Source organism: Curtobacterium sp. VKM Ac-2922 (assembly GCF_022815645.1).
In the GTDB taxonomy this organism is placed as follows: Bacteria; Actinomycetota; Actinomycetes; order Actinomycetales; family Microbacteriaceae; genus Curtobacterium.
On record NZ_JALGRO010000002.1, the window covers coordinates 194,315 to 219,271 of the forward strand.

Consider the following 24,957-nt stretch of genomic DNA (forward strand, 5'->3'; position numbering starts at 1 on the left):
TGGGGGTGTCGTGCGTGTGGGGGTCGTGCTCGGGGTGTGGAGCGTGGTGTCGTCTGGGCGTGCCGTGCGGGAACGTTCCCGCACTGTGGTCGAGTGTGACGCGGCCCGGTGAACTCCCGGTGCCGCCGCAGTGCCGCCTCGGTGAACTCGTGCCCGTGCGCATGGTGCGAGCTTCGCGGCCGGTGCGAGGTTGACGGCCCCGTGCCGGCAATCAACCTCGCACCGGCCCACTGTCGAGGCACGGACCCCGAACCTCGCACCGTGCGCGCCACACACCCGCCCGCGAACCTCGCACCGTGCACCCGTCAGCGGGTCATCCGCACGCCTGCACGACGGAGCGCAGCCCGAAGACGCCCCTCGTCCCACAGGTCCGACCACGCGAGCCGGACGACCCATCGCACGCCGGGCATCGCGCGGAGTCGGTCCTCGCGCTGCTTCTCGGCGATGACGACGTCCTCGGCCGAGCGCCCGGCACGCATCTGCGCGTCGCGGTACTTGACCTCACCGTCGAACTCGACGACCACGCCTGCTTCCGGGAACCAGAAGTCGACGACGATGTCGGGCAACCCCGCTTGCCGAAATCGGTGTTGCAGCACCGGGCGCTCGGTGCCGAGATCGTCGAACCGGACCCGCAACACGGACTCCCCCACGGAACCCGACGCAGGATCCGCCAACGCGACGGCACGGAGCGCACGCCGACGGCCTTTCGGGCCGCGCCGTTCGATCGACTGCTGCACGCGGGCTCGGTCCGTTCCTCGCCGCAGCAGGTCATCGAGCGCGACCACGGCGTCGACCAGCGGGAACGTCAGCGCAAGGTCCGCTGCGACACGTTCCGGGCCAGACGTGCGGAGTCCGTCGGGAGTGACGACCGTACTGCGATCCCCCGACGGGTCCATGTCCGCGTGCACGATGAACGTGGCGTTCGTCGTGCGACCATCGGCCCCGTGCGTCGTCAGGTGCACCCGGTCCGGCGGATCGGTGACGAGTGGCACCGCGAGGACGACGGCTGCCGACACGTGCGAGATGATCCGGTCCGACCGGATCCGGTCGGCGACCGCCTCGATCCGCAGGCGGTGCCGGTCAGCGGGTCGCAATGCGTTCCACTCCGCCGTACCGACGAAGAGCCCCCGACTGATCCGGGTGAGCTCGCCCGTCGAGGCACGCTTCCGGATGCGGTCGGATTCGTCAGGCCGGTGCGAAGACGTTCGGAAGAGCGGGACGTGTGGAACAGGTGCGAGGGTGAAGGTTCGTTTCATGGCGTGATCCTCGTGAGACGCGACGCAGCGCGACGACGCGCTCGTGTGAGCTGTGCACAGGAGGCCGAAGAGTGGCACCTGTGGAGGAACCGGGCTGCGAGAATGGCGCTGTGACCGATCGCACCTGGGGCTGGCTCGCAGCCGTCATCGACGTCGTCCTCATCGTCGTGTTCGCCTTGATCGGGCGGTCCTCGCACGGCGAGGCGAACTCACTCGGCGCGCTCTGGACCACCGCGTACCCGTTCCTGGCCGGCTGGGCGATCGCCTACGTCACCAGCGGCGCCTGGGCCAGACCCCTGCGGACGTGGCCGACCGGCGTCGTCGCGTGGATCCTCACGGTCTTCGTCGGGATGGCCATCCGCGTCGCCACCGGCCAGGGCGTCGTCGACGGCAACCCGCTGCCCATCTCGTTCCTCATCGTCGCGACGATCGTCCTCGGCGTGTTCCTGCTCGGGTGGCGCGCGATCGCTCGTGTCGTCCTGCGCGCGGTCGCACGTCGCCGCGCCACCGACGCACCGGCGCTCGACGACCCCGTGACGAAGGACCCGGCGGCGGATCCGTCGAACAGCCCCGGCGTCACGCCGGGTACGTGAACGGCAGCCGCGGCTCGCAGCCGACGATCGTCGACGTCGCCGCACGGGCAGGGGTCTCCAAGTCCGCGGTGAGCCGGGTCCTCTCCGGCACCGGACGGTTCTCCGACGAGACCCGCGAACGCGTCGAGCGCGCCGCAGCGGAGCTCGGTTACGTGGCGAACGCGATGGCACGCGGGCTGGTCAGCGGGCGGACCCACACCATCGGGATGCTCGTGCGCGACGCCTCGTCGATGCTCTACACCGCGCTGCACGCCGTCATGGAGCAGCGTGCCTCGGAGCTCGGCTACCGCGTCGTCACGACGACGGGGGTCGGCCGGGTCGAGGACGAGAAGTCCGCCCTGGCGTCGCTCGTGTCCATGCGCGTCGACGGACTGGTCGTGTGCAGCGGACTCCTGCCGTCGGCGGACATCGCCGAGTTCGCGCCGCGGATCGCGACCGTCGTCGCCGGGCGCCCCGAACTGCACCCGGCGCTGTCCAGTGTGTACTGCGACGAGGTCGACGGCGGGCACCGCATCGCCGATGCGGTGGCGGACGCGGGCCACGCGGTCGTGGTCGTGCTGACCGTCCCGTTGGACAACGCGATCACGCAGCACGCGCGGTCGACGGCGATGGCAGGACGGCTGCGCGGCCGCGGCGTCACGGCGATCGACATCGACGCCAGTTTCGTCCGCCCGGCCGACGACATCGCCGCGGACGTGGTCGACGTCATGCGGGAGTCCGGTGCGACCGCGGTGATGTGCCCGACCGACCGGCTCATGCTCGACGTCTGCGACGCTCTGGCCAAGCGCGGCGTCAGTGTGCCGAGCGACGTCTCGGTCACGGGCTTCGACGGTGTCTACCCGCTCGCGAACGACTGGATCGGGTTCACGACGCTGCAGCAGCCCGTCGACCGCATCGGCCGCGAGGCCATCGACCTGGTCATCGGCCGCATCGACGACCCCGGCCGGGCCGTCGAGCACCGGTCGCTCCGCGGCACGGTGCTGCCCGGCCGCACCCTGCTCCGCCGCTGACGCGCTGCCGCCGTGCGCACGGTGCGCCGCTGTGCGGCTGGTGCGGCGTTCGTGGGGGCGAGCACCGTGCGAGTTTCGCCGCCCGTGCGGCCTCGGCCGCCTGGTGCGAGGAAACATGCCGGCACGGGGCGGTCAACCGCGCACCACCGGTGGGCGCAGCACCGTGCGAGCTTCGCCACCCGCGCGCACCCGCCCCCGCACCGCCCCCGGCTCCGCCGCCCGCACGCGGCGTCAGAACAGCCCGCCGCGCGGCCCGTCCCCGTCCAGCCCGCGGAACATGTCCGACACGAGCGCCTCGATCTGCGGCTCGACGAGCCGTTCGACCGCCTCGGCGATCCGCTCCCGGTGGTCGATCAGCGCCAGGCACACGGCGGTCCCCGTCGACCGGGCACACTCGTCGGACAGCTCGATCTCGTGACGCAGCGCAGCCTTGGCCTGGTCGGACAGCGGCTCGCGGGGCGCGGGCTCGGACGCGCCGGTGCCGGCGAGCTCCTCCAACGTGAACAGGAACGGTGAGCCGTCCTGCGGCTGCGGGTCGATGTCGAGCCCCTGGAACTCGGGCGACAGGCCCTCGGCCGGTTGGTACCCCGCGTGGCGCTTCCGGGCGTCGGCGCGCGCGAGTTCACGGTGCAGCAGTGGCAGGTTCTTTGCGGTGTAGTCGTCCACGGCGTCGTCGATGATGGTCGAGATCCGCCCGATCAGCGCGTGCTGGACCGGGTGCGGCACGTCCGGCCCGAAGCCCGCCGCGCTGGCGATCGGCGACCCGGTGCACTTCCGGCAGATCCGCGTGCGCGGCCGGGCGGTCCCGATCTGCCACCGCGGCAGCCACCGCAGCCACAGGTCGACGGCGTTCCGCACACGCCCGTCGATGCCGTCCATCCTCCAACGATACGGACCTGGAGGCCCGGATCACCCCCGCCACGGCCGTCCCGTCCCCGATCCGCCGGCTCACCGCCGCGCGGGACGCTCCTGGATCGGCTCGGTCACGAAGTCGATGAGCTCCTCGACGCGACCCAGCAGCTCGGGTTCCAGGTCGGCGAACGTCCGCACCTGCCCGAGGATCCGCTGCCATGCCCGCGCGATGTCGGCCTGTTCGGCGTGCGGCCACCCGAGCGCGGCGCAGATGCCGGCCTTCCACTCGATCGACCGCGGGATCGTGGGCCACGCGCGCAGTCCGACCCGTGCGGGCTTGACCGACTGCCAGACGTCGACGAACGGGTGTCCGACGACCAGCACGTGCGCGCCCCACTTCCCCTGCATGACGGCATCGGCGAAGCGGGACTCCTTCGAGCCGGGCACCAGGTGGTCCACGAGCACGCCGACGCGTCGGTCGCGGGAGGGCTGGAAGTCGTCCAGCACCGAAGCCAGGTTGTCGACACCGGAGAGCTCCTCGACGACGACGCCCTCGACGCGCAGGTCCGCTCCCCAGACCTTCTCGACGAGCTCGGCGTCGTGCTTGCCCTCGACCATGATCCGCGACGGCAGTGCCACCCGCGCGCGCTGCGACTCCACCGCGAACGATCCGGACGCCGTGCGCAGCCGACCGCCGTCGGACGCCTGCCGGACCGCCGGGGCCGAGCCGGGCCTCCAGTCCGTGTGCACGGAACCGAGCGACGGACCGGAACCCGCTCGCGCGGCCCCACCGCCTCTGCCGACCGGCGCCTGCGGGCGACCCAGCGTCACGAGCTCGCCCTCAAGCAGGAACTGCCCGTCGAACGGGAAGGCGCGCGTGCGGCCCTTCCAGTCCTCGAGCGCGATGTTCCCGGCCTCGAGTCCGACCACGGCACCGGCCCAGCCCGACGCCGGGTCCTCGAGCACCATGTCCCGTTCGAGCGGCACCTGCCGCACCTTCCGCACGCCCTTCGAGCGCCAGTCGCCCGAGAGCACGTCGTTGCCGTACCGGTCCTCGTCCACCCGCACGAGCGTAGTGTCGACGGGGCTCCGGACGACGTCGACCGGCCGACACCACCCACTCCCGACGGAAGGCACCACCCGTGCGCGCAGCAGTCATCCACGCCCCTCGCGACATCCGCGTCGAGGATCGCGACGCCCCCGAACTCCTCGCCCCCACCGACGCCGTCGTGCGCGTCGTCGCCGCCTGCGTGTGCGGCTCGGACCTGTGGCCGTACCGCGGCGTCCGCGACACGAAGGAGCCCCGTGCGATCGGCCACGAGTTCGTCGGCGTCGTCGAGCAGCTCGGAGAGTCCACCGGCGACCTGCACGTGGGTGACTTCGTGATCGCACCGTTCACCACCAACGACGGCACCTGCCAGGCGTGCGCGCACGGCATGACGAGCGGCTGCGACCACGGATCGACCTTCGGCGTGACGCCGGACGCCCACGGGCTGCCGCTCGGCGGTGCCCAGGCCGAGGCCGTCCGCGTGCCCGACGCCGCCGCATCACTCGTGGTTGTGCCCGGCCCGGTCGACGACGACCTGATCCCGTCGCTGTTGACCCTGTCGGACGTGTTCTCCACCGGGCACCACGCCGCCGTGTCGGCCGAGGTCGGCCCGGGCCGCACCGTCGTCGTGGTCGGCGACGGAGCCGTCGGACTGTCCGCGGTGCTGGCGGCCAAGCGTCTCGGCGCCGAGCGGATCATCGCGATGAGCCGGCACGCCGACCGCCAGGCGCTGGCCCGCGAGTTCGGCGCGACCGACATCGTCGACACCCGCGGCGACGAGGGGGTGCAGGCCGTGCGCGACCTGCTCGACGGGGACCTGGCCGACTGCGCGCTCGAGGCCGTCGGCACCGCCGAGAGCATGGACCAGGCGCTGCGCGTCGTCCGCGCCGGTGGCAACGTCGGCTACGTCGGCGTCCCGGCGGGCGACCCCGAGCTGCCGATGCCGTTCCTGTTCGGCCGGAACATCACGGTCGGCGGCGGCATGGCCCCGGCGCGCGCCTACATCCCCGAGCTGCTGCCGGACGTGCTCGCCCGTCGCATCGAGCCGGGCAAGGTGTTCGACCTCGAGCTGCCGCTCGAGCAGGCCGCCGAGGCGTACGCCGCGATGGACGAGCGCCGTGCGATCAAGGTGCTGCTGCGCCCGTAGCGCGTCGCGCGCACCCACCGGACAGGAGGCCCGGTGCCAGCTGGCACCGAGCCTCCTGTCCGTCTCGACGCCCGTCCGGGCGGCGGCGTGTTTCGCGGAACAGAACGCATGTTGCGGAATTGTGAACAAACCTTTCAGTAAAGAAGGTTGTCCGTTACAGTCCTCGACATGACCACACGAGGACGCACCCCCGGGCAGCCCGCACTGCTCCGTGTCCTCAACGACCGCGCCGCCCTCGGCATGCTGCTGGACGACGGTCCGATGACCCGCAACGAGATCGCGCAGCGCACCGGGCTGAGCAAGCCGACCGCCGCCGAGATCATCCGCCGGCTCGAGGCGACCGGGCTGATCCGCGAGGCCGGCACCGACACGCAGACCGGACGCCGCGGCCCCAGCGCCGTCGTGTACGAGGCGATCACCGACCGCGACCTCGCCGTCGCCGTGGACGTGCAGCTGGTCGACGTCCGCTCGACCGTGGTCGACGCCACCGGCCGGAGCTACCCCGTCGCCGAGCACCGCATGGACGACGACGAGGTGCGCGCGGCGGGCGAGGACATCGTCGCCGCGGCCGTCCGACGCGCCGCAGCCGCTGCCGGTGTCGACGCCGACCTGGTCACCGCCGTGGCCGTCGGGGTGCAGGCCAGCGTCGACCACGCCACCGACACCCTCATCTTCACCGACGGGCTGCCCGGCTGGCCGCGCGACCAGGTCGCCGCCACGCTGTCCGGTGCGCTCGGCGTGCAGGTCGTCATCGAGAACGACGCCAACCTCGCCGCGATCGCCGAACGGAACATGGGCGCCGGCCGTACCCCGAGCTCGTTCGCGGTGCTGTGGATGGCCGAGGGCCTCGGCATGGCGCTCGACCTGGACGGCCGACTGCACGCGGGAGCCTCGGGCGCCGCGGGTGAGATCGGCTACCTGAGCGTGCCTGCCGACGCGCTCCCCCTCGACCCGACGGCGACGATCGTCGCGGACCTCATCTCCGAGACCGCGATCACCCGACTCGCCGCCGACCACGGGATCACGGCTCCGGACGGCACCGCTGCCGACTGGCGCCAGGTGCTCCCGCAGCTGCCCGGTCTGCCGGCGCAGCACCCCTTCACGACCGCCCTCGGCGAGCGCGTCGGGCACAACGTGCTCCCCGTCCTCGCCGTCGCCGATCCCGAGACGGTCGTGCTGCACGGCCCGACCGGGATCGCGGGTGGTCCCGCCCTGGCCGCCGCCGTGACCGCCTGGCTCCGGACCCGCTCGCGCTGGTCCACCGCCGTGGTGGCACCCGGCGTCCCCGACACCCCTGTCCTGCACGGCGCACGCCACGTCCTCATCGACGTCGTGCGCACCGCGCTCGCGGGCCGACTCGACCGCATCAGTGACGACGCGTCCGAGCCCGACCCCGCGCAGCGCGCCTGAGCCAGCACCGCCGCCCGTACCGCCGCCAGCCGCACCGTCAGCACCGCCAGCTCCACCCACCCGCACCACTCGAGGCACCACACCAGCCCTGTCCGAAGGCCAGCCCTGTCCGAGGGCTCTCCGGCGCGCCCGCAGACCGACCCCGTCGGCCGGCGACCAGCGCTCCGGAGCGAGACCAGAGAGCGAGTACCGCATGTCACACCCCAGGCCGACCCTCCGGCGGATCCTCACCGCCGCCGCCATCGCCACCACGGGCGCGCTCGTCGTGGCGGGTTGCAGCTCCGGCAGCAGCGCGTCGTCGATCGACAAGACCGCACCGAAGGACCTCAAGGGCACCGTGTCCCTGTGGCACTTCTTCACGGGGCGCGAGGCCGGTGTCGTCAAGAGCGCCGTCGCGGGCTTCGAGAAGGCGAACCCCGACGTCACGGTCGACATCCACGCCGGGCAGGACGACGAGAAGCTGCAGAAGGCGATCTCGTCGGGTCAGAACATCGACGTCGGGCTGTCGTACTCGACGGCGATCGTCGGCAGCTTCTGCTCGTCGGGGGCGTTCCGCGACCTGTCGACGTACATCAAGCGCGACAAGGTGGACCTGTCCGACATCCCGCAGGCCGTCCGCGGGTACACCGCGTACAAGGGCACCCGGTGCACGCTGCCGGCCCTGGCCGACGTCAGCGCGCTGATGTACAACAAGCAGGCCTTCGCCGCCGCCGGCATCACCAGCCCGCCCAAGACGCTCGACGAGCTGCAGACCGACGGCCTGAAGATGACGACGTACAACGCGGACGGGTCGATCAAGCAGCTGGGCTTCAACCCGCTCATCGACTTCTACGAGAACTCCCCCGAGCACTTCTCGCCGATGATCAACGGCACGTGGCTGGACAGCAAGGGCAACAGCGAGATCGGCACCTCGGCTGCCTGGAAGAAGCTCATCGAGTGGCAGAAGGGCTACGTCGACGCCATCGGCTACGACAAGCTCAAGACGTTCACGTCGGGCCTCGGCCAGGAGTTCGCCGCCGACAACGCGTTCCAGACCGGTCAGGTCGCGATGCAGATCGACGGTGAGTACCGCACCGCCTTCATCAAGGACCAGAAGCCCGACCTGCAGTACGGCACCGCACCGACGCCCGTGATGTCCGGGGTCGGCAACTACGGCTCCACCTACATCGCGGGCAACGTGGCCGGCATCGCGAAGGGCTCGAAGAACCCCGAGCTCGCCTGGGCGCTGCTGAAGTACCTGTCGACGAACACCGACGCGCAGGTCACGATGGCGAACGGGCTGAAGAACATCCCGACCATCACGTCGGCGTTGACGTCCCCCGACCTCGAGGTGGACGAGAACTACAAGACCTTCGTCGACGTCGCCGGCGACCCGAAGACGATCACGTCGCCCGCCACCTCGGACGGTGCCGCCTACATCGGCACCTTCACGAAGTTCTGGCAGGCGTACCAGGAGAACGGTGGCGACCTGAGTGCGAAGCTCAAGAAGCTCGACTCCGACATCGACAACGCGAACCAGCTGGCCGGTCCGTGATGAGCGCCACGACCAAGACCGCCGGACGGGAGGCGCGGCCCACCCGCGCCTCCCGCCCCGCGGGCCCGACGGGGTCGGGTCCACTGCCCCCCACGGGTCGGACACGCCGGCCCCGCTCGGCCGAGTCCCGCCGCCGCATCGTCGCGCTGACGATGCTGGCTCCCGCGATCCTGGGGCTGATCGTCTTCTTCGCCTACCCCCTGGTCGCGAGCATCTTCTACTCGTTCACGCGGTACAACCAACTGCAGGAACCGCAGTTCGTCGGGCTGCTGAACTACCGGTTCCTGTTCACCCAGGACCCGCAGATCGGCCCGGCCGTGCTCAACACGATCTGGTTCGTCGTGATCCTGGTGCCGGTCCGGATCATCTGCGGGCTGCTGGTCGCCGGGCTGCTCAGCCGCGCGAAGACGGCCACGGGCTTCTGGCGCACGCTGTTCTACCTGCCCGCACTGGTGCCGCCGGTGGCGAGCGTCGTGGCCTTCGTGTTCCTGTTCAACCCCGGCACCGGCCCGGTCAACCAGGTCCTGAAGCTGTTCGGCATCGACGGTCCGCTCTGGTTCAACGACCCGTCGTGGTCGAAGCCGTCGCTCGTGATCATGGGCGTCTGGGTGATGGGCGACATCATGATCATCTTCCTGGCGTCGCTGCTCGACGTGCCGCGTGACCTGTACGAGGCCGCGTCGCTCGACGGGGCGAACGGCGTGCAGCAGGTGCGGCACATCACCCTGCCGACCATCGCGCCGGTGATCGGCTTCGCGGCAGTCACGGGGGTGATCGCGGCGCTGCAGTACTTCACCGAGGCCGCGGTCGCATCCGGTGTCGCGAGCGGCAAGGCGACGATCGGCGGTGGGAGCGCAGCCGAGCTCGGGTACCCGGGCACGTCGCTGCTGACCTACACGGAGCTGCTGTACCAGCACGGCTTCGCGAACTTCCAGTTCGGCTACGCGTCGGCGATGGCCGTCGTGCTGTTCGTCGTCACCGCCGTCGTGCTCGTGTTCACGATGCGCCGGATCTCGGTCTTCCGGCCGGAGGCCGACTGATGAGCACTGCCAGACCCGAGGAGTCCTGATGACCGCCGTCTCCCAGTCCCCGCTCGCCCGGGCACCCCGCGGCTCCGCGCCCGGCGACGCGCGTGGTCCCCGTCGCAGCCCGCTGCTGTGGATCGCCGAGCACGCGGCCCTCGTCGCGATCGGCGTCCTGACCCTCGCACCGATCGTGTTCGTGGTGCTGACGTCGGTGATGTCGAGCAACCAGGCCCTGACGGCGTCGATCATCCCCCGGCCGTTCGACCTCGGCAACTACGTGCGGGTGTTCACCGAGGTGCCGCTGTTGCAGTGGTTCGGCAACTCGGCGCTGTACGCCGTGCTCGCCACCGCGTTCATGCTGCTGAGCTCGGTGCCAGCCGCCTACGCGCTGGCGCAGATCCGGTTCAAGGGCGCGAACCTGGTCTTCACGGTGATCATCGTCGCGATGCTCCTGCCCCCGCAGGTCACCGCGGTGCCGGTCTACGTGATGTGGTCGCACCTGCACCTGACCGGCACGCTCTGGCCGCTGATCCTGCCGAACCTGCTCGGCGACGCGTTCAGCATCTTCCTGCTCCGCCAGTTCTTCATGACGATCCCGAAGGAGTACGGCGACGCCGCCCGGATGGACGGCTGCAGCGAGTGGGGCGTGCTGATGCGCGTCGTGGTGCCGATGGCCCGCCCGGGCATCGCGTCAGCGGCGATCTTCATGTTCTTCAACTCGTGGAACGACTACTACGGCCCGCTGCTGTACGCGTCGGAGAACCAGGCCGCGTGGCCGGTGGCGTACGGCCTGGCCACGTTCCGCGGGCAGCACGGCACCGACTGGTCGATGACGATGGCGATGACCGTCGTCGTCATGGTCCCGGTCGTCATCATCTTCTTCTTCGCACAGAAGGCATTCGTCGAGGGCATCGCGCTCACCGGCGTGAAGGGATAGCACCACAGTGAAACTCGCAGTCATCGGCGGCGGTTCGACCTACACCCCCGAACTCGTGGACGGCTTCGCCCGGCTCCGCGACCAGCTCCCCATCGACGAACTCTGGCTCGTCGACCCCGACCCCGTGCGTCGCGAACTCGTCGGCGGTGTGGCGAAGCGGATGTTCGCACACGCCGGACACCCGGGCACCGTGCACGTGACGGACGACGTCGTCGCGGGCGTGTCCGACGCCGACGCCGTGATGTTCCAGCTCCGCATCGGCGGGCAGGCCGCACGCCAGCAGGACGAGACGTGGCCGCACGAGGCGTGCTGCATCGGCCAGGAGACCACCGGCCCCGGCGGGTTCGCGAAGGCGCTCCGCACCGTGCCGGTCGTGCTGGAGTACGCCGAGCTGGTCCGCAAGCACGCCAAGCCGGACGCCTGGATCGTCGACTTCACCAACCCGGTCGGCATCGTCACGCGGGCCCTGCTGCAGGCCGGACACCGCGCCGTCGGGCTGTGCAACGTCGCCATCGGGTTCCAGCGCCGCTTCGCGCAGGAGTACGGCGTCGCTCCGGGTGCCGTCCGGCTCGACCACGTCGGCCTGAACCACCTGACGTGGGAACGCGGTGTGCACGTCACCGGCGCCGACGGCCGTGAGCGCGACGTCATCGACGAGCTGCTCGACCCGGACGGCGGGGCCCTGGCTCGGATGGCCGAGAGCGTGCACATGCCCCAGGACCTGATCCGCCTGCAGCACGCCGTGCCCTCGTACTACCTGCGCTACTTCTACGCCCACGACGTCGTGCTGCAGGAACAGCTACACGAACCCACCCGTGCCGAAGCGGTGATGGCGACCGAGCGCGCCCTGCTGGCGCAGTACGCCGACGAGTCCGTCGTCACCAAGCCCGTCGAGCTCGAGCAGCGCGGCGGCGCGTACTACTCCGAGGCCGCGATCGACGTGCTGTCCTCGATCCTCGGGGACCGCGGCGACGTGCAGGTGCTCAACGTGCGGAACGACGGCACGTTCCCGTTCCTTCCCGACGACCACGTGATCGAGGTCCCCGCCCGCGTGACCCGGCAGGCGATCACCCCGCTGCCCGTCGCCGCCCTCGACGCGGACATGGTCGGGCTGGTGTCGCACGTGGCCGCGTACGAACGGCTCGCGCTCGACGCTGCCGTCCACGGTGGCCGCGACCGGGTGCTGCGCGCGATGTGGGCGCACCCCCTGGTCGGCCAGGTCGACAGGGCCGAACAGCTGACGGACCTGCTGCTGGCGGCGAACGCCGAGCACATCCCGTGGGCGCGAGCGGAGCAGGTGACGTGGGCGCGCTGAGCCGCGCCGACGGGGCGGGGCCGAGCCGGGCCTCCAGTCCGACCGTGCCGGAGGTGGTGCTCGCCGTCGACGGCGGTGGCAGCAAGACGGACGTCGTCGCCATCGCGCTCGACGGCACCCTGGTCGGCCACGCGCGCGGACCGGGCTCGAACCCGCAGACCCGCGGGTGGGAGCTCGCCGGACCGATCCTGGACGACGTCCGCGGACGGGTGGTCGATGCGCTCGACGGCGCCCGGATCCGGACGACGCACGTGTACCTGGCCGGACTCGACCTGCCCGACGAGCTGACGGCGGCGACCGCTGCACTGGCGCACTGGGACGCGGACGGCGGGGCGCCCGACGTGCTCGACAACGACCTGTTCGCGTTGCTGCGGGCCGGCACGCTGTCGCCGGACGCCGCGGCCGTGGTGTGCGGCACCGGGATCAACGCGCTGGCGGTCCGGGCCGACGGCGCCTCCGCGCGGTTCCCGGCGATCGGCGACGTGTCCGGCGACTGGGGCGGCGGCGCCTACCTGGGCAACCGTGCGCTCTGGCACGCCGCCCGCGCCGAGGACGGGCGGGGACCCGCGACCGCGCTCGTGCAGGCGGTGCCCGCGGCGCTCGGGCTCGACACCGTCCGCGCGGTGACCGAGGCCGTCCACTTCGGCCGGCTCGACCAGCGTGTGTTCAACCGGCTCTGCCCCGTGCTGTTCGAGGTCGCGGCGTCCGGTGACACCGTCGCTGCCCGGGTCGTCGCACGGCAGGCCGAGGAGATCGTGCTGCTGGCGTCGGTCGCACTCGAGCGACTCGGTCTCGGGGCATCCGCCGCCGTGCCCGTGGTGCTCGGGGGCGGTGTGCTCGCCGCGCGGCACCCGTTGCTCGTGGACGCCGTCGTCGGCGGGCTGCGCGAGCGGGTGCCGGGCGCGGAGCCGACGTGGGTGACCGCTCCCCCGGTGCTCGGTGCGGGGCTCGCGGCGCTGGAGTCGGTCGGGGCCTCGGCCGAGGCGCTCGAGCGCTACCGGGCGGCGGTGCTGTCGCGGTCGTTCGCGTCGACCACGGCGCTCATCGCGTAGCGGCGCTGCGCGGCGGCGCAGCGGCGCCGCCGCCCCGCCGCCGCCGCACGGCCGGACCCCTCCGCAAAAGCGACAGTTCTCGCCCACCTTCCGGGCAAGAACTGTCGCTTTCGCGGATCTTCCGGACCGACAGCGCCCACAGCCGCAGCCACCGCCGGACCCGCGCCGCGCGCTACGCCGCGGCTCGCGCCAGCATCCCGAGCGTGTCCACGACCCGGTTCGAGAAGCCCCACTCGTTGTCGTACCAGGCGACGACCTTCACGTGGCGGCCCCCGTCGACGCGGGTCAGCAGCGAGTCGAACACGCTCGACTCGCTGCGCCCGGTGATGTCCGTCGACACGAGCGGGTCGGCGGTGTACGCCAGCACCCCGGCGAGTGGCCCGGCAGCTGCAGTCCGGTACGCCGCGTTCACCTGCTCCACGGTGACGTCCCGCGCCACGACGGTGTTCAGCTCGACGATCGACCCGACGGGCACCGGCACACGGATGGCATCGCCGGACAGCTTGCCCTCCAGTCGCGGCAGCACCAGGCCGATCGCCTTCGCGGCCCCGGTCGTCGTGGGCACGATGTTCACGCCGGCCGCACGAGCGCGGCGAAGGTCGCGGTGCGGCCCGTCCTGCAGGTTCTGCTCCTGCGTGTAGGCGTGCACGGTCGTCATGAAGCCGTGCTCGATCCCGGCCAGGTCGTCGAGCACCGAGGCCAGCGGCGCCAGCGCGTTGGTCGTGCAGCTCGCGTTGCTGATGACGGTGTGGCGGGCCGGGTCGAACGTGTCCGAGTTCACGCCGTACGCGATCGTGGCGTCGACCCCGGTCGCCGGAGCGCTGATCAGCACCCGTGCGGCACCGGCCTGCAGGTGCGCGGCCGCGGCGTCGCGGGCGGTGAAGCGCCCCGTCGACTCCAGGACCACCTCGACCCCGAGCTCGCCCCACGGCAACGCGGCGGGGTCACGTTCCGCCAGGACGCGGATCGGCGCGCCGTCGACCACCAGGGTGTCGCCGTCGACCTCGACGGTGCCGGCGAACGGGCCGAGTGCCGAGTCGTAGCGGAAGAGGTGCGCCAGCGTCTCCGGCGCGGTCAGGTCGTTGACGGCGACGACCTGCAGGTCGTCACCGCCGCGGGCGAGCAGTGCGCGGAGGGTGTTGCGTCCGATGCGGCCGAAGCCGTTGATGCCGATGCGGGTCATGGGGTTCCTTTCGTCCCGCTGTCCATGCTCACCGGCCTGGAGGCGCGGCTCCAGTGGCAAGGAAGCCATCGTCCGCAAGGATCTCGCCAACGCCGCCCGGCCCGGCCCGGCTCAGCCAGGCCCCTGCCCCGAGGCCGACCCCGGGCCGCCCGTCGGGCTCAGTCCTGGAACGTCTGCCGGTACGCCGTCGGCGTCGTGCCGAGCACCCGGCGGAAGTGCGACCGCAGGTTCGCGTCCGACCCGAGTCCGGCGCGTTCGGCCACCTGGTCCACCGCCAGGTCCGTCCGCTCGAGCAACTCGCGGGCACGGTCCACCCTCGCTCGGAGCACCCACTGCATCGGCGTGTACCCGGTGTCCTCGACGAAGCGCCGCGAGAACGTCCGGGCGGACACCGTCGCCGTGCGCGCGAGGACCTCGAGCGTCAACGGCTCGGCCAGGTGCCGCAGCGCCCACTCCCGGGTGTCGGCGAACACGTCGCCGAGCGGTTCGGGGACGCTCCGCGGGACGTACTGGGCCTGCCCGCCGCTGCGGTACGGCGCGCTGACCAGCCGGCGGGCGACGTGGTTCGACAGCGCGACCCCGTGGTCACGGCGCACCAGGTGCAGACACAGGTCGATGCCGCTCGCCGCTCCGGCGCTCGTCAGGACCGAGCCGGCGTCGACGAACAGGACGTTCTCGTCGACCTCGACCGCGGGGTACCGCTCACCGAGGATCCGCGTGTAGTGCCAGTGCGTGGTCGCCCGTCGGCCGTCGAGCAGTCCCGCGGCGGCCAGGGCGAACGCGCCGGTCGAGATCGCCGCGATGCGCACCCCGCGCTCGTGCGCGCGTCGAAGCGCAGCCACGACGGACTCGGGCGGCGGGGTGTCGGCCGGGAACCGGTAGCCGGGGACGAACACCGTGTCCGCCCAGTCGAAGGCCTCGAGTCCGTGGTCCACGGCGTAGGCCAGCCCGTCCCCACCGGCGACCCGCCCCGCGTGCGGACCGCACACCCGGACCTCGTACGGCATGCTCGGCCGGTTCGAGAACACCTGCGCCGGGATCCCGACGTCGAGCGGCTTCGCTCCGTCGAGCACGAGCACCGCGACCCGGTGGAGACGTGGAGGCACCATGGTCCGACGCTAGCCGACACCGAGTGCGACCCGGACTGCCCGGTCCCGCCGGCTCAGACGTCGCGGATCGCGAGCACGCGGTGCGGTGCCGCGGCCTCGGCGCGCCAGCCCTTCGGCAGCGCGGCATGCAGTTCGGGCAGCGTGAAGCTCCGACGGATCGACCGCAGCCCGTCGACCCGGACGAAGGTGCCGGCAGCGACGAGCGTGGACCCGAGCGCGTACGCCCGGTAGGCGGCCGGCGAGCGGCGGATGTCCGAGTGCAGGCTGCGTTTCGCCGCCAGGTGTTCCGAGTCCGCCAGGAACCCGGCACGCTCGTCGTCGTCCAGGTGGTGCAGCACGTGGTTCGACACGACCACGTCGAACTGCTCCCCCGCGGCCACCAGCGCGCCACTCGACTGTTCGCGAAAGGTCACCCCGCGCGTCGTCGCCCGGTTGGCAGCGGCGATGGCGCGCGGGTCGGGGTCGACGCCGACCACCTCGATGTCGAAGCCGTCACCGTCCGCCCACTTCACGAGCGCGCGAGCCAGGTCGCCGCCACCGCATCCCAGGTCGAGCACCCGCCCGCGCCCATGGGCCGGCAGCGCCGGCACGACGTGGGTCCGCCAGGCGGCACGCCACCCGCTCACCAGTGCGTTCACCACCGCGAACCGCCGGAACGTCCGTTCGAGCGCGCGCGGGTCGCAGTCGGGGTCGTCCATCAGCTCGCGGAGCACCAGGTCACGGGTGCTCAGGTCGATCGGGAGGCCCGGCTCGGCTCCGCGGGGCCGGCTCACCGGAGCTCTCCGGCGAGTTCCGGTTCGGCGATCACGTCGGCGGTCGCGCTCGCGGCGTTCGTCCCCACCGCGGTCAGCCGGGCGCTCTCGACCGTCAGCCCCGGTCCGAAGGCCAGCGCCACCACGGGCGTACCGTCCGTGAGCCCGGCGTCCACCGCGTCGCGCAACACGAACAGGACGGTCGCACTGGACATGTTGCCGTGGTCGCGCAGCACCGCACGGCTGCTGGCCATCGCGCTGTCGGGCAGGGCGAGCGCGTCCTGGGTGCGGTCGAGGATCGCGCGGCCGCCGGGGTGCACCGCCCAGATCGGGACTGCGGCGGCGGGACCGTCCAGCAGGGGCGCGACGGCCTGGGCCACGGTGGCTCCGACGAGCTTCGGGACGGCGGTGCTGAGGACCATCTCGAACCCTTCGTCGCCGATGTTCCACGCCATCTCCGACGCGCCCTCGGGCACGAGGGTCGTCGCGAAGGTGTCGAGCCGGAGCCCGGGGCCGTCGGCCGTGACGACCGCCGCGGCGGCACCGTCCCCGAAGACGCTGTTCGCGACGATCTGGTCGGGGTCGTCCGACGCGCGGACGTGCAGCGTGCAGAGTTCGGCGCAGACCACCAGCACGACGGCGTCCGGGTCGGACTCGGCGAAGGCGGCAGCGCTCCGGAGGGCCGGGAACGCCGCGCAGCAGCCCATGAACCCGATGTGGTGCCGGAACACGGTGCGCCGCAGCCCGAGTTCCTCGACGATCGCCAGGTCGGGCCCGGGCTGCGTGAAGCCCGTGCACGACACGGTCACCAGGTGCGTCACGGACGCCGGGTCGACCGCGGCGCGCTCGAGGGCGTCACGCGCCGACGCGACGAACAGCGGCGGAGCGAGTTCGCGGTACCGGTCGTTGCGCATGCCCGTCGACGGTGAGTGCAGCAGGCCGTCGGCGTCGCGGAAGGGTCCGGGCGCGGCCGCGGGGTCGAGCTCGGGCAGGACCGTGTGCCGGTGCTCGACGTGGGACGCGTCGAACGCCGCGGGCACCACCCGCCGGCCGAGTCGTCCCAGGCCCGGCTGCGCGGCGAAGAGCTGCCGGACAGCCACCTGCTGCAGCGTCGTCGTGGGGACGGCGGTACCGATGGCGCGGATCGTTGCGGACACGCCTCATCCTGTCACTCGAGCGATGACGCGCCCCCAGGAAGCACGGCTCCCCGGGGACGCGTCGACACGTGCGTGGGCGCTCAGGCCTGGGCGCGCTCCAGCACGAGCTCGCGCACGCGGGCGGCGTCCGCCTGGCCCTGCATGGCCTTCATGACGGCACCGATGATGGCGCCGGCGGCCTGGACCTTGCCGTCGCGGATCTTCGCGAGCACGTCCGGCTGCGCGGCGAGTGCCTGGTCCACCGCGGCAGTCAGCGCCGAGTCGTCCGAGACGACCTTCAGCCCGCGCGACTCGACGACCGCGGACGGGGATCCCTCGCCGGCGATGACCCCCTCGAGCACCTGACGTGCGAGACGATCGGTGAGCTCACCGGACTCGACCAGTGTGATGAGCTCGGCGACGTGCGCGGGCGACACCAGGTCACCGGGGGCCGCGTCCCGCGTGTTGGCGACACGGCTGATCTCGCCGGTCCACCACTTGCGGGCCGCCTGGGCCGGGGCACCGGCGGCGACGGTGGCCTCGAGCTCGTCGAGCAGGCCGCCGTTCACCACGTCCTGGAACTCCAGGTCCGCGAAGCCCCAGTCGCCCTTCAGCCGACGTCGGCGTGCCACCGGCGCCTCGGGCAGGGACGCACGGAGTTCCTCGATCATCGCCGGGTCCGGGACGACCGGCAGCAGGTCGGGCTCCGGGAAGTAGCGGTAGTCGTCCGCGTCCGACTTGGGGCGACCGGCCGAGGTCCGACCGGTGTCCTCGTGCCAGTGCCGGGTCTCCTGCGTGATGGTGCCGCCGTCGGCCAGGATGGCCGCCTGCCGCTGGATCTCGTAGCGGATGGCGCGCTCGACGGCACGGAACGAGTTGACGTTCTTGGTCTCGGTGCGGGTGCCGAGCTTCTCCTGGCCCCAGGGGCGCAGCGAGATGTTGGCGTCGCAGCGCAGGTTGCCGCGTTCCATCCGGGCCTCGGAGACACCGAGCGCGCGCACCAGGTCGCGGATCACCTGCACGTACGCGGCACCGAGCTCGGGGGCACGGTGTGCGGCGCCGAAGATCGGCTTGGTGACGATCTCGACGAGCGGCACGCCGGCACGGTTGTAGTCGACGAGCGAGTACTCGGCGCCCTGGATCCGACCGGTCGCACCACCGACGTGGGTGAGCTTGCCCGCGTCTTCTTCCATGTGGGCACGCTCGATCGGTACCTGGAAGATCGTGCCGTCGGCGAGCTCGACCTCGACTTCGCCCTCGAACGCGATCGGCTCGTCGTACTGCGAGATCTGGTAGTTCTTCGGGTTGTCCGGGTAGTAGTAGTTCTTCCGGGCGAACCGCGAGGACTCGGCGATCGAGCAGCCGAGGGCGAGCCCGAGGTTGATCGAGAAGCGCACGGCCTGCTCGTTGACCACCGGCAGCGACCCGGGCAGCCCGAGGTCGACCGGCGTGACGTTGGTGTTCGGTTCGCCACCGAAGAAGTTCGGGGCGTCGGAGAACATCTTGGTCTTCGTCGCGAGCTCGACGTGCACCTCGAAGCCGAGCACCGGCTCGAAGCGCTCGAGTGCCTCGTCGAAGTCCATCAGTGCGTCCTTGGCGGCCATCAGACCACGCCTTCCTCTGCTGCCGACTGCTGACTCTGGTCGAGGTCGGGGATCCGGTCGATGAGCGGGGCGCCCCACTGCTGCTCGAGCAGGCGTTCGAGCGCCGCGCCGTAGCGGTACAGCCGCTCGTCGGCGCGCTGCGGTGCCATCAGCTGGACGCCGGTGGGCAGGCCGTCCTCGGGGGCCAGGCCGTTCGGGATGCTCATGCCGGGCACGCCCGCCAGGTTGGCCGGGATGGTGGTCAGGTCGTTCAAGTACATCGCCAGCGGGTCGTCGAGGCGCTCACCCAGGGGGAACGCGGTCGTCGGCGCCGACGGGCTGACCAGCAGGTCGACCTGCGCGAAGGCGGCGTCGAAGTCGCGCTGCACCAGCGTGCGGACCTTCTGCGCGCTGCCGTAGTACGCGTCGTAGTAGCCGGCGCTCAGCGCGTAGGTGCCGAGGATGATGCGACGCTTGACCTCGGGACCGAAGCCCGCTTCGCGCGTGGCGGCCATCACGTCCTCGACGGTGGCGCTGTCCTGGGGGGTGACCCGCAGGCCGAAGCGCACGGAGTCGAACTTCGCCAGGTTCGACGATGCCTCGGCCGGGAGGATCAGGTAGTACGCGCTGATGGCGTACGCGAAGCTCGGGGCGTCGATCTCGACCACCTGGGCACCGGCGGACTCGAGGATCGCCACGGTCTCCTGGAACCGCTGGACGACGCCGGCCTGGAAGCCCTCGCCCCCCGCCAGTTCCTTGACCACGCCCACGCGGAGCCCACGCAGCGTGTCGGCCTGCAGGCCGTCGCGCGCGGCGGCAGCGAACGAGGGCCACTCCTGCGGGATGGAGGTGGAGTCGCGCGGGTCGTGCCCGCCGATCACGTCGTGCAGCAGCGCCGCGTCGAGGACGGTGCGGGCGACGGGACCGACCTGGTCGAGCGAGGACGCCAGGGCGATCGCGCCGTACCGGCTGACCCCACCGTAGGTCGGCTTGACACCGACGGTGCCGGTCACGGCCCCCGGCTGGCGGATGGACCCGCCCGTGTCGGAGCCGAGCGCGAGCGGCGCTTCGAACGCGGCGACCGCAGCGGCGGACCCACCGCCGGATCCGCCCGGGATCCGGCCGAGGTCCCACGGGTTGTGCGTCGGGCCGTAGGCGGAGAACTCGGTGGTCGAGCCCATCGCGAACTCGTCCATGTTCGTCTTGCCGAGCAGCACCATGCCGGCCCGGCGCAGCTTGCTCACCGTGGTGGCGTCGTACGGCGGGACCCATCCTTCGAGGATCTTCGAGCCCGCGGTCGACGGCATGTCGATCGTGCAGAGGACGTCCTTGACGGCGACCGGGACGCCCGCGAGCGCGCCGAGGTCGTCACCGGCGGCGCGGCGCGAGTCGATGGACTTCGCGGCGCTGACGGCGTGCTCGTTGACGTGCAGGAACGCGTGCACGTCTGGGTCGACGGCCGCGATCCGGTCGAGGTGGGCCTGCGTGGCTTCGACGCTCGAGACGTCGCGCGCGACCAGGGCGTCGGCGAGCGCAGCGGCGCTCAGCCGGGTGATGTCGTCGGTCACTGTTCTTCTCCCAGGATGGCCGTCACGCGGAATCGTTCGCCGTCGGAGTCGGGCGCCCCGGAGAGCGCCTGCTGCTGCGTCAGGGTCTCGCCGACGACGTCGGGTCGCAGGACGTTCGGCAGCGCGACCGGGTGACTCGTCGCGGGGACGTCCGGCGTGGCGACCTCGGTCACCTTCGCGACGCTGTCGACGATGTGCGACAGCTCCCCGGTCAGCTTCTCGATCTCGTCGGGCGTGAGGGCGATGCGCGCGAGGTCCGCCAGGTGGGCGACCTGCTCGCTCGTGATGTCAGGCATGGTGCTCCGTCGATCGGTTCGTGGAATGGCCACCAGTCTATTGTCCGCACCGAGCACGTCGCCCCGCGGTCGGTCGGCTGTGGACGAGCGGGCCGGACCGCGACAGTGTGCAGGACCGTCTGGAGGCCCAGTGCCGGTCCGACGGACCGGCACCGGGCCTCCAGACGGTGACGACTCCGGTGACGACCGCGGCCGCGGCCGCGACCGCGGCCGCGGCGGCGACTTCGGTGACGACCGCGGTGGCGCCTAGTTCCCGGTGGTCGGCGCGGCCGGATCGGCGGGTGCGGCCGGCGCAGCAGGCGTCGCCGGAGCGGCGGGGGTGCCCTGGTCGCCACCCTGGGACGACGACGACTGCGCCTTCGGCGTCGGTACCGTCCCGATCATCGCCTGGTCCGGAGCCGGCAACGCGTCGCCGCCGTAGTGCGCGTCGAGGTACTGCATCATCGACTTCCCCACACCGAACTTCGCGCTGTACCCGGTCGTCCCCTGCAGGAACGGCCAGTTCGCCAGCCGCACGTTGCCCTGCACGTTGCCGATCCAGGTCGCGTTCGTGTACTTCGTGCTCGACGCGACCAACCAGTTCTGCACGTCACCGTCGGTGGTGCCCGTCTTGGCGAACTTCGGCGTGCTGTCGCCGGGGTTGGCGGTGGCGGCGGTGCCGTTCCCACTGAGCACGCCCTGCAGCGCGTAGTCCACGGTGCCGGCGACCTCGGGTGAGACGCCCTGCGTGCACGACGCGGGGGTCGGGGTGATCTTCGTGCCGTCCGAGGTGGTGACGGAGTCGATCGCGGTCGGGGTGCAGACCGTGCCGTCGTTCGCGAAGCCGGCGTAGGCCTCGGCCAGGTCGATCGGGGACAGTTCGTTCACGCCGAGGATCGACGACGGGGTCTGCCCGAGCGTGCCACCGTCGGCACGGTGGATGCCCATCGACTTCGCCAGCTGGGCGATCTTGCACAGGTCGAGCTGCTTGCCCATCGCGCCGAACGCGGTGTTGATCGACTCGGTCGTGGCGTCCTGCACGGTCATCGAGGCCGGCACGGACTCGGCGTTCGCGACCTGCCACGGCGCACCGCCCACCCCGACGCACGAGTTCGTGAACTCGGACTGCGGGAAGGTGTGCTCGGTGGTCGAGACGGACTCGGACAGCGTGTGCCCGCTCGCCAGCCACTCGGCGAGCGTGAAGACCTTGTACGTCGACCCGGTCTGGAACCCCGTGGAGTTGCCGTAGCCCTCGTCCGCGCTGTAGTTCACCGCGGTCTGACCGGCGGTCGCCGCGTCCGACTGCGTGTAGGTCGTGTTCTGCACCATCGACAGGATGCGCCCGGTCCCCGGCTCGACCGTGACGTTCGACCCGCCCGCGTCGACGCCCGCCATGGTCGTCGGCACGTACGTCGACAGCGCCGACTGGCTCTGCGCCTGCAGGTCCAGGTCGAGCGAGGTGTGGATCTGCAGGCCCTTGGTGTCGAGCGTCGCGATCCGGTCGGCCGAGGTCTTGCCGAAGGCCGGGTCCTGCAGCACCTGGTCGCGCACGTAGTCGCAGAAGTACCCGGCGTCGTGGTTCGTCGCGGCCGCGCTGCAGCCGTTCGCGGTCTCGGTGATCTTCGGCTGGACGGGGGTCGCGACGGCCTGCTGCTCCTGGGCCTTCGTGATCGAGTGGTGCGCGAGCATGCGCCGCAGCACGTAGTCGCGCCGTTCCTTCGTCGCCGCGTAACCGTTGGCCGACCCGTTGTCCTTGTTGTCGGGCTGGTCGATGCGCAGGTTCGACGGGTTGTTCAGGATCGCGACGAGCGTGGCCGACTGCTCGAGCGACAGGTCCTTCGCGTGCACCCCGAAGTAGTACTCGGCACCGGCCTCGGCACCGTAGACACGGCCGCCCAGCCCGACGATGTTCAGGTAGCCGGTCAGGATCTGGGCCTTGGAGTACTTCTTGTTGACCGCGATCGCGTACCGCATCTCCTGCAGCTTGCGCTGCGGGGTGACACCGGCAGCGTCGTGGTAGCAGGCGTCGATCTTGGCCTGGGTCGCCGCGGCGTCCTTGCCCGTCAGCTGCTCGCACTGCTGCACCAGCACGTTCTTGACGTACTGCTGCGTGATGCTCGAGCCACCCTGCACGTCGTCGCCGACGGCGGTGGCCGCGGCACCGCGCAGGGTGCCGATGACGTCGATGCCGCCCTCGTCGTAGTAGCGCGGGTCCTCGGTGTCGATCGCGGCCTGCTGCAGCGTCTTCGCGATGGCGTCCGCCTTGACGATCGTGCGGTTCTCGGCGTAGAACGACGCGATCGCGACGTCCTGCCCGCCCTGCTTCGCGTAGACGGTGGACACCTGCTGCGGCGTCTGCACGTCCAGGTAGCTCGGCAGGTCCTCGAAGAACGCGGCCGCGCCCGAGGCGCCCTCGCCGGCGACCGCGACGGCGGGTGTGACGGCGACCGCGACCAGCAGGCCCGCCAGCACGGACATGACCACGAACATCAGGAGGGCCCCTGGCCACCGCACGACACGCATGACGGCACGGTAAGGACTCGTGCTGGGTCGGGACTGCTCCGAGCGTCGCGCAAGCTGCACCGGTCCTCAGGTTCGTTCACGGACACCGCTTCGCGGGACGGGCGGACCGCCTGGAGGCGCGGATCGCGCCCGTCCCGCCGCCACGGTCACGATCCGGTCACGTCCAGCCCGCGGTGGCCGGGACGACCGGGTCACCGGGCTCAGTCGCGGGGCTGCAGGTCCTGCGGGCGCACCAGGTACAGGTCGAGCGAGGGCTGCACGTCGCCGCCGTCGTCACCGCCGTGGTGGTGCAGCGCGTCCCGCACCAGGTCGCCCCGGCCGACGGCGATGAGTGCGACGTCGTGCAGGGACGCCGTCCCCGGCTTGAGGTAGTCGTTGTGGCCGACCGGGCGCCGGAACACGTCCCCGTCCGCGCGGGCCACCGTCCCACCGGCCAGGTCGAGCACCGTCGCGCCGAACGACGACGCCGCCGGGTCCGTGCCGAAGTAGCCGGAGCCGGCAACCGGGTCCAGGTGGGCACCGCCGACGTACACCTGGCCGGCGGCGACGGACAGCTCCGATGCGCGCCGGACGTCACTGCCCGGCGACCCGAGCACGGTCAGGCTGTCCGCGCTCATCCGTCCCGACGCCAGCGCCATCAGCGCCGTGGTCGACCCGTACGAGTGGGCGACGATCCCCAGGCGCGGCTGGTCGCCGTCGCGGAGTGTCCGGATGCCCTCGACCGTCCGCTCCAGTCGGCTCGCCCCCGTGTCCGCCAGCCCGAGGGACAGCACGTTCGACAGGTCCGGCGTGCGGTACCCCAACCACGCCAGCACGGCCACGCCGGTGCCGGACGCCGGGGCCGCGACGGGCGCGAGCGTCGCCTGTTCGTCGTACAGGTCCCCCGCGGTGGCGATGAAGTCGTCCATCTGCCCGGTGACGGTGAAGAACATCCCCGGCACCAGCACCGTGACGTCGGCCGCGGTCGTCAGGTCGCCGATCGCGATGGCTGCGCGACCGGCGCCGCGGGTGTCGAGCGTGACGAGCGACTTCGGTGGCGCTCCCGGTGCGCGGTGCAGGGCGTCGCGGACCTGTCCGAGCATCGCCCGCTGCGACGCGTCGGTCCGCGGGTCGGCGAGCCCCGCCGCCAGCACCGTCCGGTTCGCGTGGTCGCGCACCGCGACGGGGACGCCGTCGAGGCAGCCGACGACGACGGGTGCGGTCCGCGCGAGCCGGGTCTGCGTCCGGCCGTCGAGCCCGGACCACCACGCGGCGACGACCGCGGCGCTCGGCGGCTCGTCCATCGCGGTGGCGACGACGCGGCTGTCCTGGTCGGCGGCCGACAGCTGCGCGGGTGTCGCCGCGACCAGCGCGTCGAGCAGACCCCGGCCGCGCGCCGCACGCAGTCGGTCCAGGCTCGCCCGGTCGTCGGACCGGGCCGGCGTGTCCGACCGGTCGGTGTCCGGCACGTGCACGACGGCGGACGACGTGTCGCCGGGCAGGACGGACGACTCGACCACTCCGAGGGAGTGCATCGAGACTGTGAGCAGAGCAGCGGCGAGGAGCAGCAAACCGGTCTCCCCCGGGAAGGCCTGCCTGTCGACTCCCTGAAGACGACAGGTGATGCTCCGTCGAGTTTACGGAGGACCGGCCCGATCCGGTCGTGCCCG

General features: G+C 72.0%; 21 protein-coding genes. 9 read left to right on the forward strand and 12 right to left on the reverse strand.

Annotated features, from left to right (window positions below; genetic code table 11):
• Positions 1 to 305: 305 nt before the first annotated feature.
• Positions 306 to 1,256 (reverse strand): endonuclease domain-containing protein, encoded by a 951-nt coding sequence (locus tag MT346_RS02945; protein WP_243561259.1) that lies wholly within the window; start codon positions 1,254 to 1,256, stop codon positions 306 to 308.
• Between the two features lie 110 nt (positions 1,257 to 1,366).
• On the opposite strand from MT346_RS02945, the gene MT346_RS02950 reads away from it, so the two are divergent.
• Both MT346_RS02950 and MT346_RS02955 read left to right on the forward strand, forming a co-directional pair.
• Positions 1,367 to 1,849, forward strand: a complete 483-nt coding sequence (locus tag MT346_RS02950; RefSeq protein ID WP_243561260.1) for a DUF3054 domain-containing protein — start codon at positions 1,367 to 1,369, stop codon at positions 1,847 to 1,849.
• Entirely contained in the window at positions 1,846 to 2,859 is a 1,014-nt protein-coding gene (locus MT346_RS02955; RefSeq protein WP_243561261.1) for a LacI family DNA-binding transcriptional regulator, read from the forward strand. Before MT346_RS02950 ends, MT346_RS02955 begins: the two co-directional genes overlap by 4 nt.
• A 231-nt stretch (positions 2,860 to 3,090) precedes the next feature.
• On the opposite strand, the gene MT346_RS02960 is transcribed toward MT346_RS02955, so the two are convergent.
• Positions 3,091 to 3,738, reverse strand: coding sequence for a spermidine/putrescine ABC transporter substrate-binding protein (locus MT346_RS02960; RefSeq protein WP_243561262.1), 648 nt, complete (start codon positions 3,736 to 3,738; stop codon positions 3,091 to 3,093).
• A gap of 69 nt (positions 3,739 to 3,807) precedes the next feature.
• A complete protein-coding gene (locus MT346_RS02965) occupies positions 3,808 to 4,773 on the reverse strand; it encodes a DUF3097 domain-containing protein (RefSeq protein ID WP_243561263.1) in 966 nt (321 codons plus the stop codon).
• Between the two features lie 80 nt (positions 4,774 to 4,853).
• Between MT346_RS02965 and MT346_RS02970 the strand changes: the two genes are divergently transcribed.
• The 7 genes from MT346_RS02970 (at position 4,854) to MT346_RS03000 (ending at position 13,179) form a co-directional block, all read left to right on the forward strand.
• The gene (locus tag MT346_RS02970) at positions 4,854 to 5,906 is read left to right on the forward strand and encodes a zinc-binding dehydrogenase (RefSeq protein WP_243561264.1); all 1,053 of its coding nucleotides are present in this window, start codon (positions 4,854 to 4,856) and stop codon (positions 5,904 to 5,906) included.
• Positions 5,907 to 6,074: 168 nt separating this feature from the next.
• Entirely contained in the window at positions 6,075 to 7,316 is a 1,242-nt protein-coding gene (locus MT346_RS02975; RefSeq protein ID WP_243561265.1) for an ROK family transcriptional regulator, read from the forward strand.
• 193 nt (positions 7,317 to 7,509) lie between these two features.
• A complete protein-coding gene (locus tag MT346_RS02980) occupies positions 7,510 to 8,850 on the forward strand; it encodes an extracellular solute-binding protein (RefSeq protein WP_243561266.1) in 1,341 nt (446 codons plus the stop codon).
• Positions 8,850 to 9,890, forward strand: a complete 1,041-nt coding sequence (locus tag MT346_RS02985; protein WP_243561267.1) for a carbohydrate ABC transporter permease — start codon at positions 8,850 to 8,852, stop codon at positions 9,888 to 9,890. Before MT346_RS02980 ends, MT346_RS02985 begins: the two co-directional genes overlap by 1 nt.
• Positions 9,891 to 9,918: 28 nt before the next feature.
• Positions 9,919 to 10,812 carry a carbohydrate ABC transporter permease gene (locus MT346_RS02990; protein WP_243561268.1) on the forward strand — a complete coding sequence of 298 codons (894 nt, stop codon included), beginning with the start codon at positions 9,919 to 9,921 and terminating at the stop codon, positions 10,810 to 10,812.
• 7 nt (positions 10,813 to 10,819) lie between these two features.
• Positions 10,820 to 12,127, forward strand: a complete 1,308-nt coding sequence (locus MT346_RS18305; RefSeq protein WP_243561269.1) for a 6-phospho-beta-glucosidase — start codon at positions 10,820 to 10,822, stop codon at positions 12,125 to 12,127.
• Between the two features lie 44 nt (positions 12,128 to 12,171).
• On the forward strand, positions 12,172 to 13,179 hold the full coding sequence (locus MT346_RS03000; protein WP_243561270.1) for a BadF/BadG/BcrA/BcrD ATPase family protein: 1,008 nt from the start codon (positions 12,172 to 12,174) through the stop codon (positions 13,177 to 13,179).
• A 172-nt stretch (positions 13,180 to 13,351) separates the two neighbouring features.
• Here the strand turns inward: MT346_RS03000 and gap are convergent, their stop codons facing one another.
• The 9 genes from gap to MT346_RS03045 form a co-directional block, all read right to left on the reverse strand.
• Positions 13,352 to 14,362 carry a type I glyceraldehyde-3-phosphate dehydrogenase gene (gap, locus tag MT346_RS03005; protein ID WP_243561271.1) on the reverse strand — a complete coding sequence of 337 codons (1,011 nt, stop codon included), beginning with the start codon at positions 14,360 to 14,362 and terminating at the stop codon, positions 13,352 to 13,354.
• Between the two features lie 158 nt (positions 14,363 to 14,520).
• Complete coding sequence (locus MT346_RS03010; protein ID WP_243561272.1) at positions 14,521 to 15,471, reverse strand: GlxA family transcriptional regulator; 951 nt, start codon at positions 15,469 to 15,471, stop codon at positions 14,521 to 14,523.
• 53 nt (positions 15,472 to 15,524) lie between these two features.
• Complete coding sequence (locus tag MT346_RS03015) at positions 15,525 to 16,244, reverse strand: methyltransferase domain-containing protein (protein ID WP_243561273.1); 720 nt, start codon at positions 16,242 to 16,244, stop codon at positions 15,525 to 15,527.
• Positions 16,241 to 17,380, reverse strand: coding sequence for a type III polyketide synthase (locus MT346_RS03020; protein ID WP_243561274.1), 1,140 nt, complete (start codon positions 17,378 to 17,380; stop codon positions 16,241 to 16,243). The genes MT346_RS03015 and MT346_RS03020 overlap by 4 nt, the downstream gene beginning before the upstream one ends.
• Before the next feature lie 80 nt (positions 17,381 to 17,460).
• Positions 17,461 to 18,963 (reverse strand): Asp-tRNA(Asn)/Glu-tRNA(Gln) amidotransferase subunit GatB, encoded by a 1,503-nt coding sequence (gatB, locus tag MT346_RS03025; RefSeq protein ID WP_243561275.1) that lies wholly within the window; start codon positions 18,961 to 18,963, stop codon positions 17,461 to 17,463.
• A complete protein-coding gene (gatA, locus tag MT346_RS03030) occupies positions 18,963 to 20,510 on the reverse strand; it encodes an Asp-tRNA(Asn)/Glu-tRNA(Gln) amidotransferase subunit GatA (RefSeq protein ID WP_243561276.1) in 1,548 nt (515 codons plus the stop codon). The genes gatB and gatA overlap by 1 nt, the downstream gene beginning before the upstream one ends.
• Positions 20,507 to 20,806: an Asp-tRNA(Asn)/Glu-tRNA(Gln) amidotransferase subunit GatC gene (gatC, locus tag MT346_RS03035; protein ID WP_243561277.1), complete on the reverse strand. Its 300-nt coding sequence runs from the start codon at positions 20,804 to 20,806 to the stop codon at positions 20,507 to 20,509. Before gatC ends, gatA begins: the two co-directional genes overlap by 4 nt.
• Positions 20,807 to 21,052: 246 nt before the next feature.
• Positions 21,053 to 23,308: a transglycosylase domain-containing protein gene (locus MT346_RS03040; protein ID WP_243561278.1), complete on the reverse strand. Its 2,256-nt coding sequence runs from the start codon at positions 23,306 to 23,308 to the stop codon at positions 21,053 to 21,055.
• A gap of 200 nt (positions 23,309 to 23,508) precedes the next feature.
• Positions 23,509 to 24,822 (reverse strand): alpha/beta hydrolase, encoded by a 1,314-nt coding sequence (locus MT346_RS03045; protein WP_243561279.1) that lies wholly within the window; start codon positions 24,820 to 24,822, stop codon positions 23,509 to 23,511.
• Positions 24,823 to 24,957 lie beyond the last annotated feature (135 nt).

Bases quoted from the DNA above. Each gene is read 5' to 3' on its own strand.
- MT346_RS02945 (WP_243561259.1), bottom strand. From the start codon at position 1,256: ATGAAACGAACCTTCACCCTCGCACCTGTTCCACACGTCCCGCTCTTC.
- MT346_RS02960 (WP_243561262.1), bottom strand. From the start codon at position 3,738: ATGGACGGCATCGACGGGCGTGTGCGGAACGCCGTCGACCTGTGGCTG.
- MT346_RS02975 (WP_243561265.1), top strand. From the start codon at position 6,075: ATGACCACACGAGGACGCACCCCCGGGCAGCCCGCACTGCTCCGTGTC.
- MT346_RS02980 (WP_243561266.1), top strand. From the start codon at position 7,510: ATGTCACACCCCAGGCCGACCCTCCGGCGGATCCTCACCGCCGCCGCC.
- MT346_RS02985 (WP_243561267.1), top strand. From the start codon at position 8,850: ATGAGCGCCACGACCAAGACCGCCGGACGGGAGGCGCGGCCCACCCGC.
- MT346_RS02990 (WP_243561268.1), top strand. From the start codon at position 9,919: ATGACCGCCGTCTCCCAGTCCCCGCTCGCCCGGGCACCCCGCGGCTCC.
- gap (WP_243561271.1), bottom strand. From the start codon at position 14,362: ATGACCCGCATCGGCATCAACGGCTTCGGCCGCATCGGACGCAACACC.
- MT346_RS03010 (WP_243561272.1), bottom strand. From the start codon at position 15,471: ATGGTGCCTCCACGTCTCCACCGGGTCGCGGTGCTCGTGCTCGACGGA.
- gatB (WP_243561275.1), bottom strand. From the start codon at position 18,963: ATGGCCGCCAAGGACGCACTGATGGACTTCGACGAGGCACTCGAGCGC.
- gatC (WP_243561277.1), bottom strand. From the start codon at position 20,806: ATGCCTGACATCACGAGCGAGCAGGTCGCCCACCTGGCGGACCTCGCG.
- MT346_RS03040 (WP_243561278.1), bottom strand. From the start codon at position 23,308: ATGCGTGTCGTGCGGTGGCCAGGGGCCCTCCTGATGTTCGTGGTCATG.
- MT346_RS03045 (WP_243561279.1), bottom strand. From the start codon at position 24,822: ATGCACTCCCTCGGAGTGGTCGAGTCGTCCGTCCTGCCCGGCGACACG.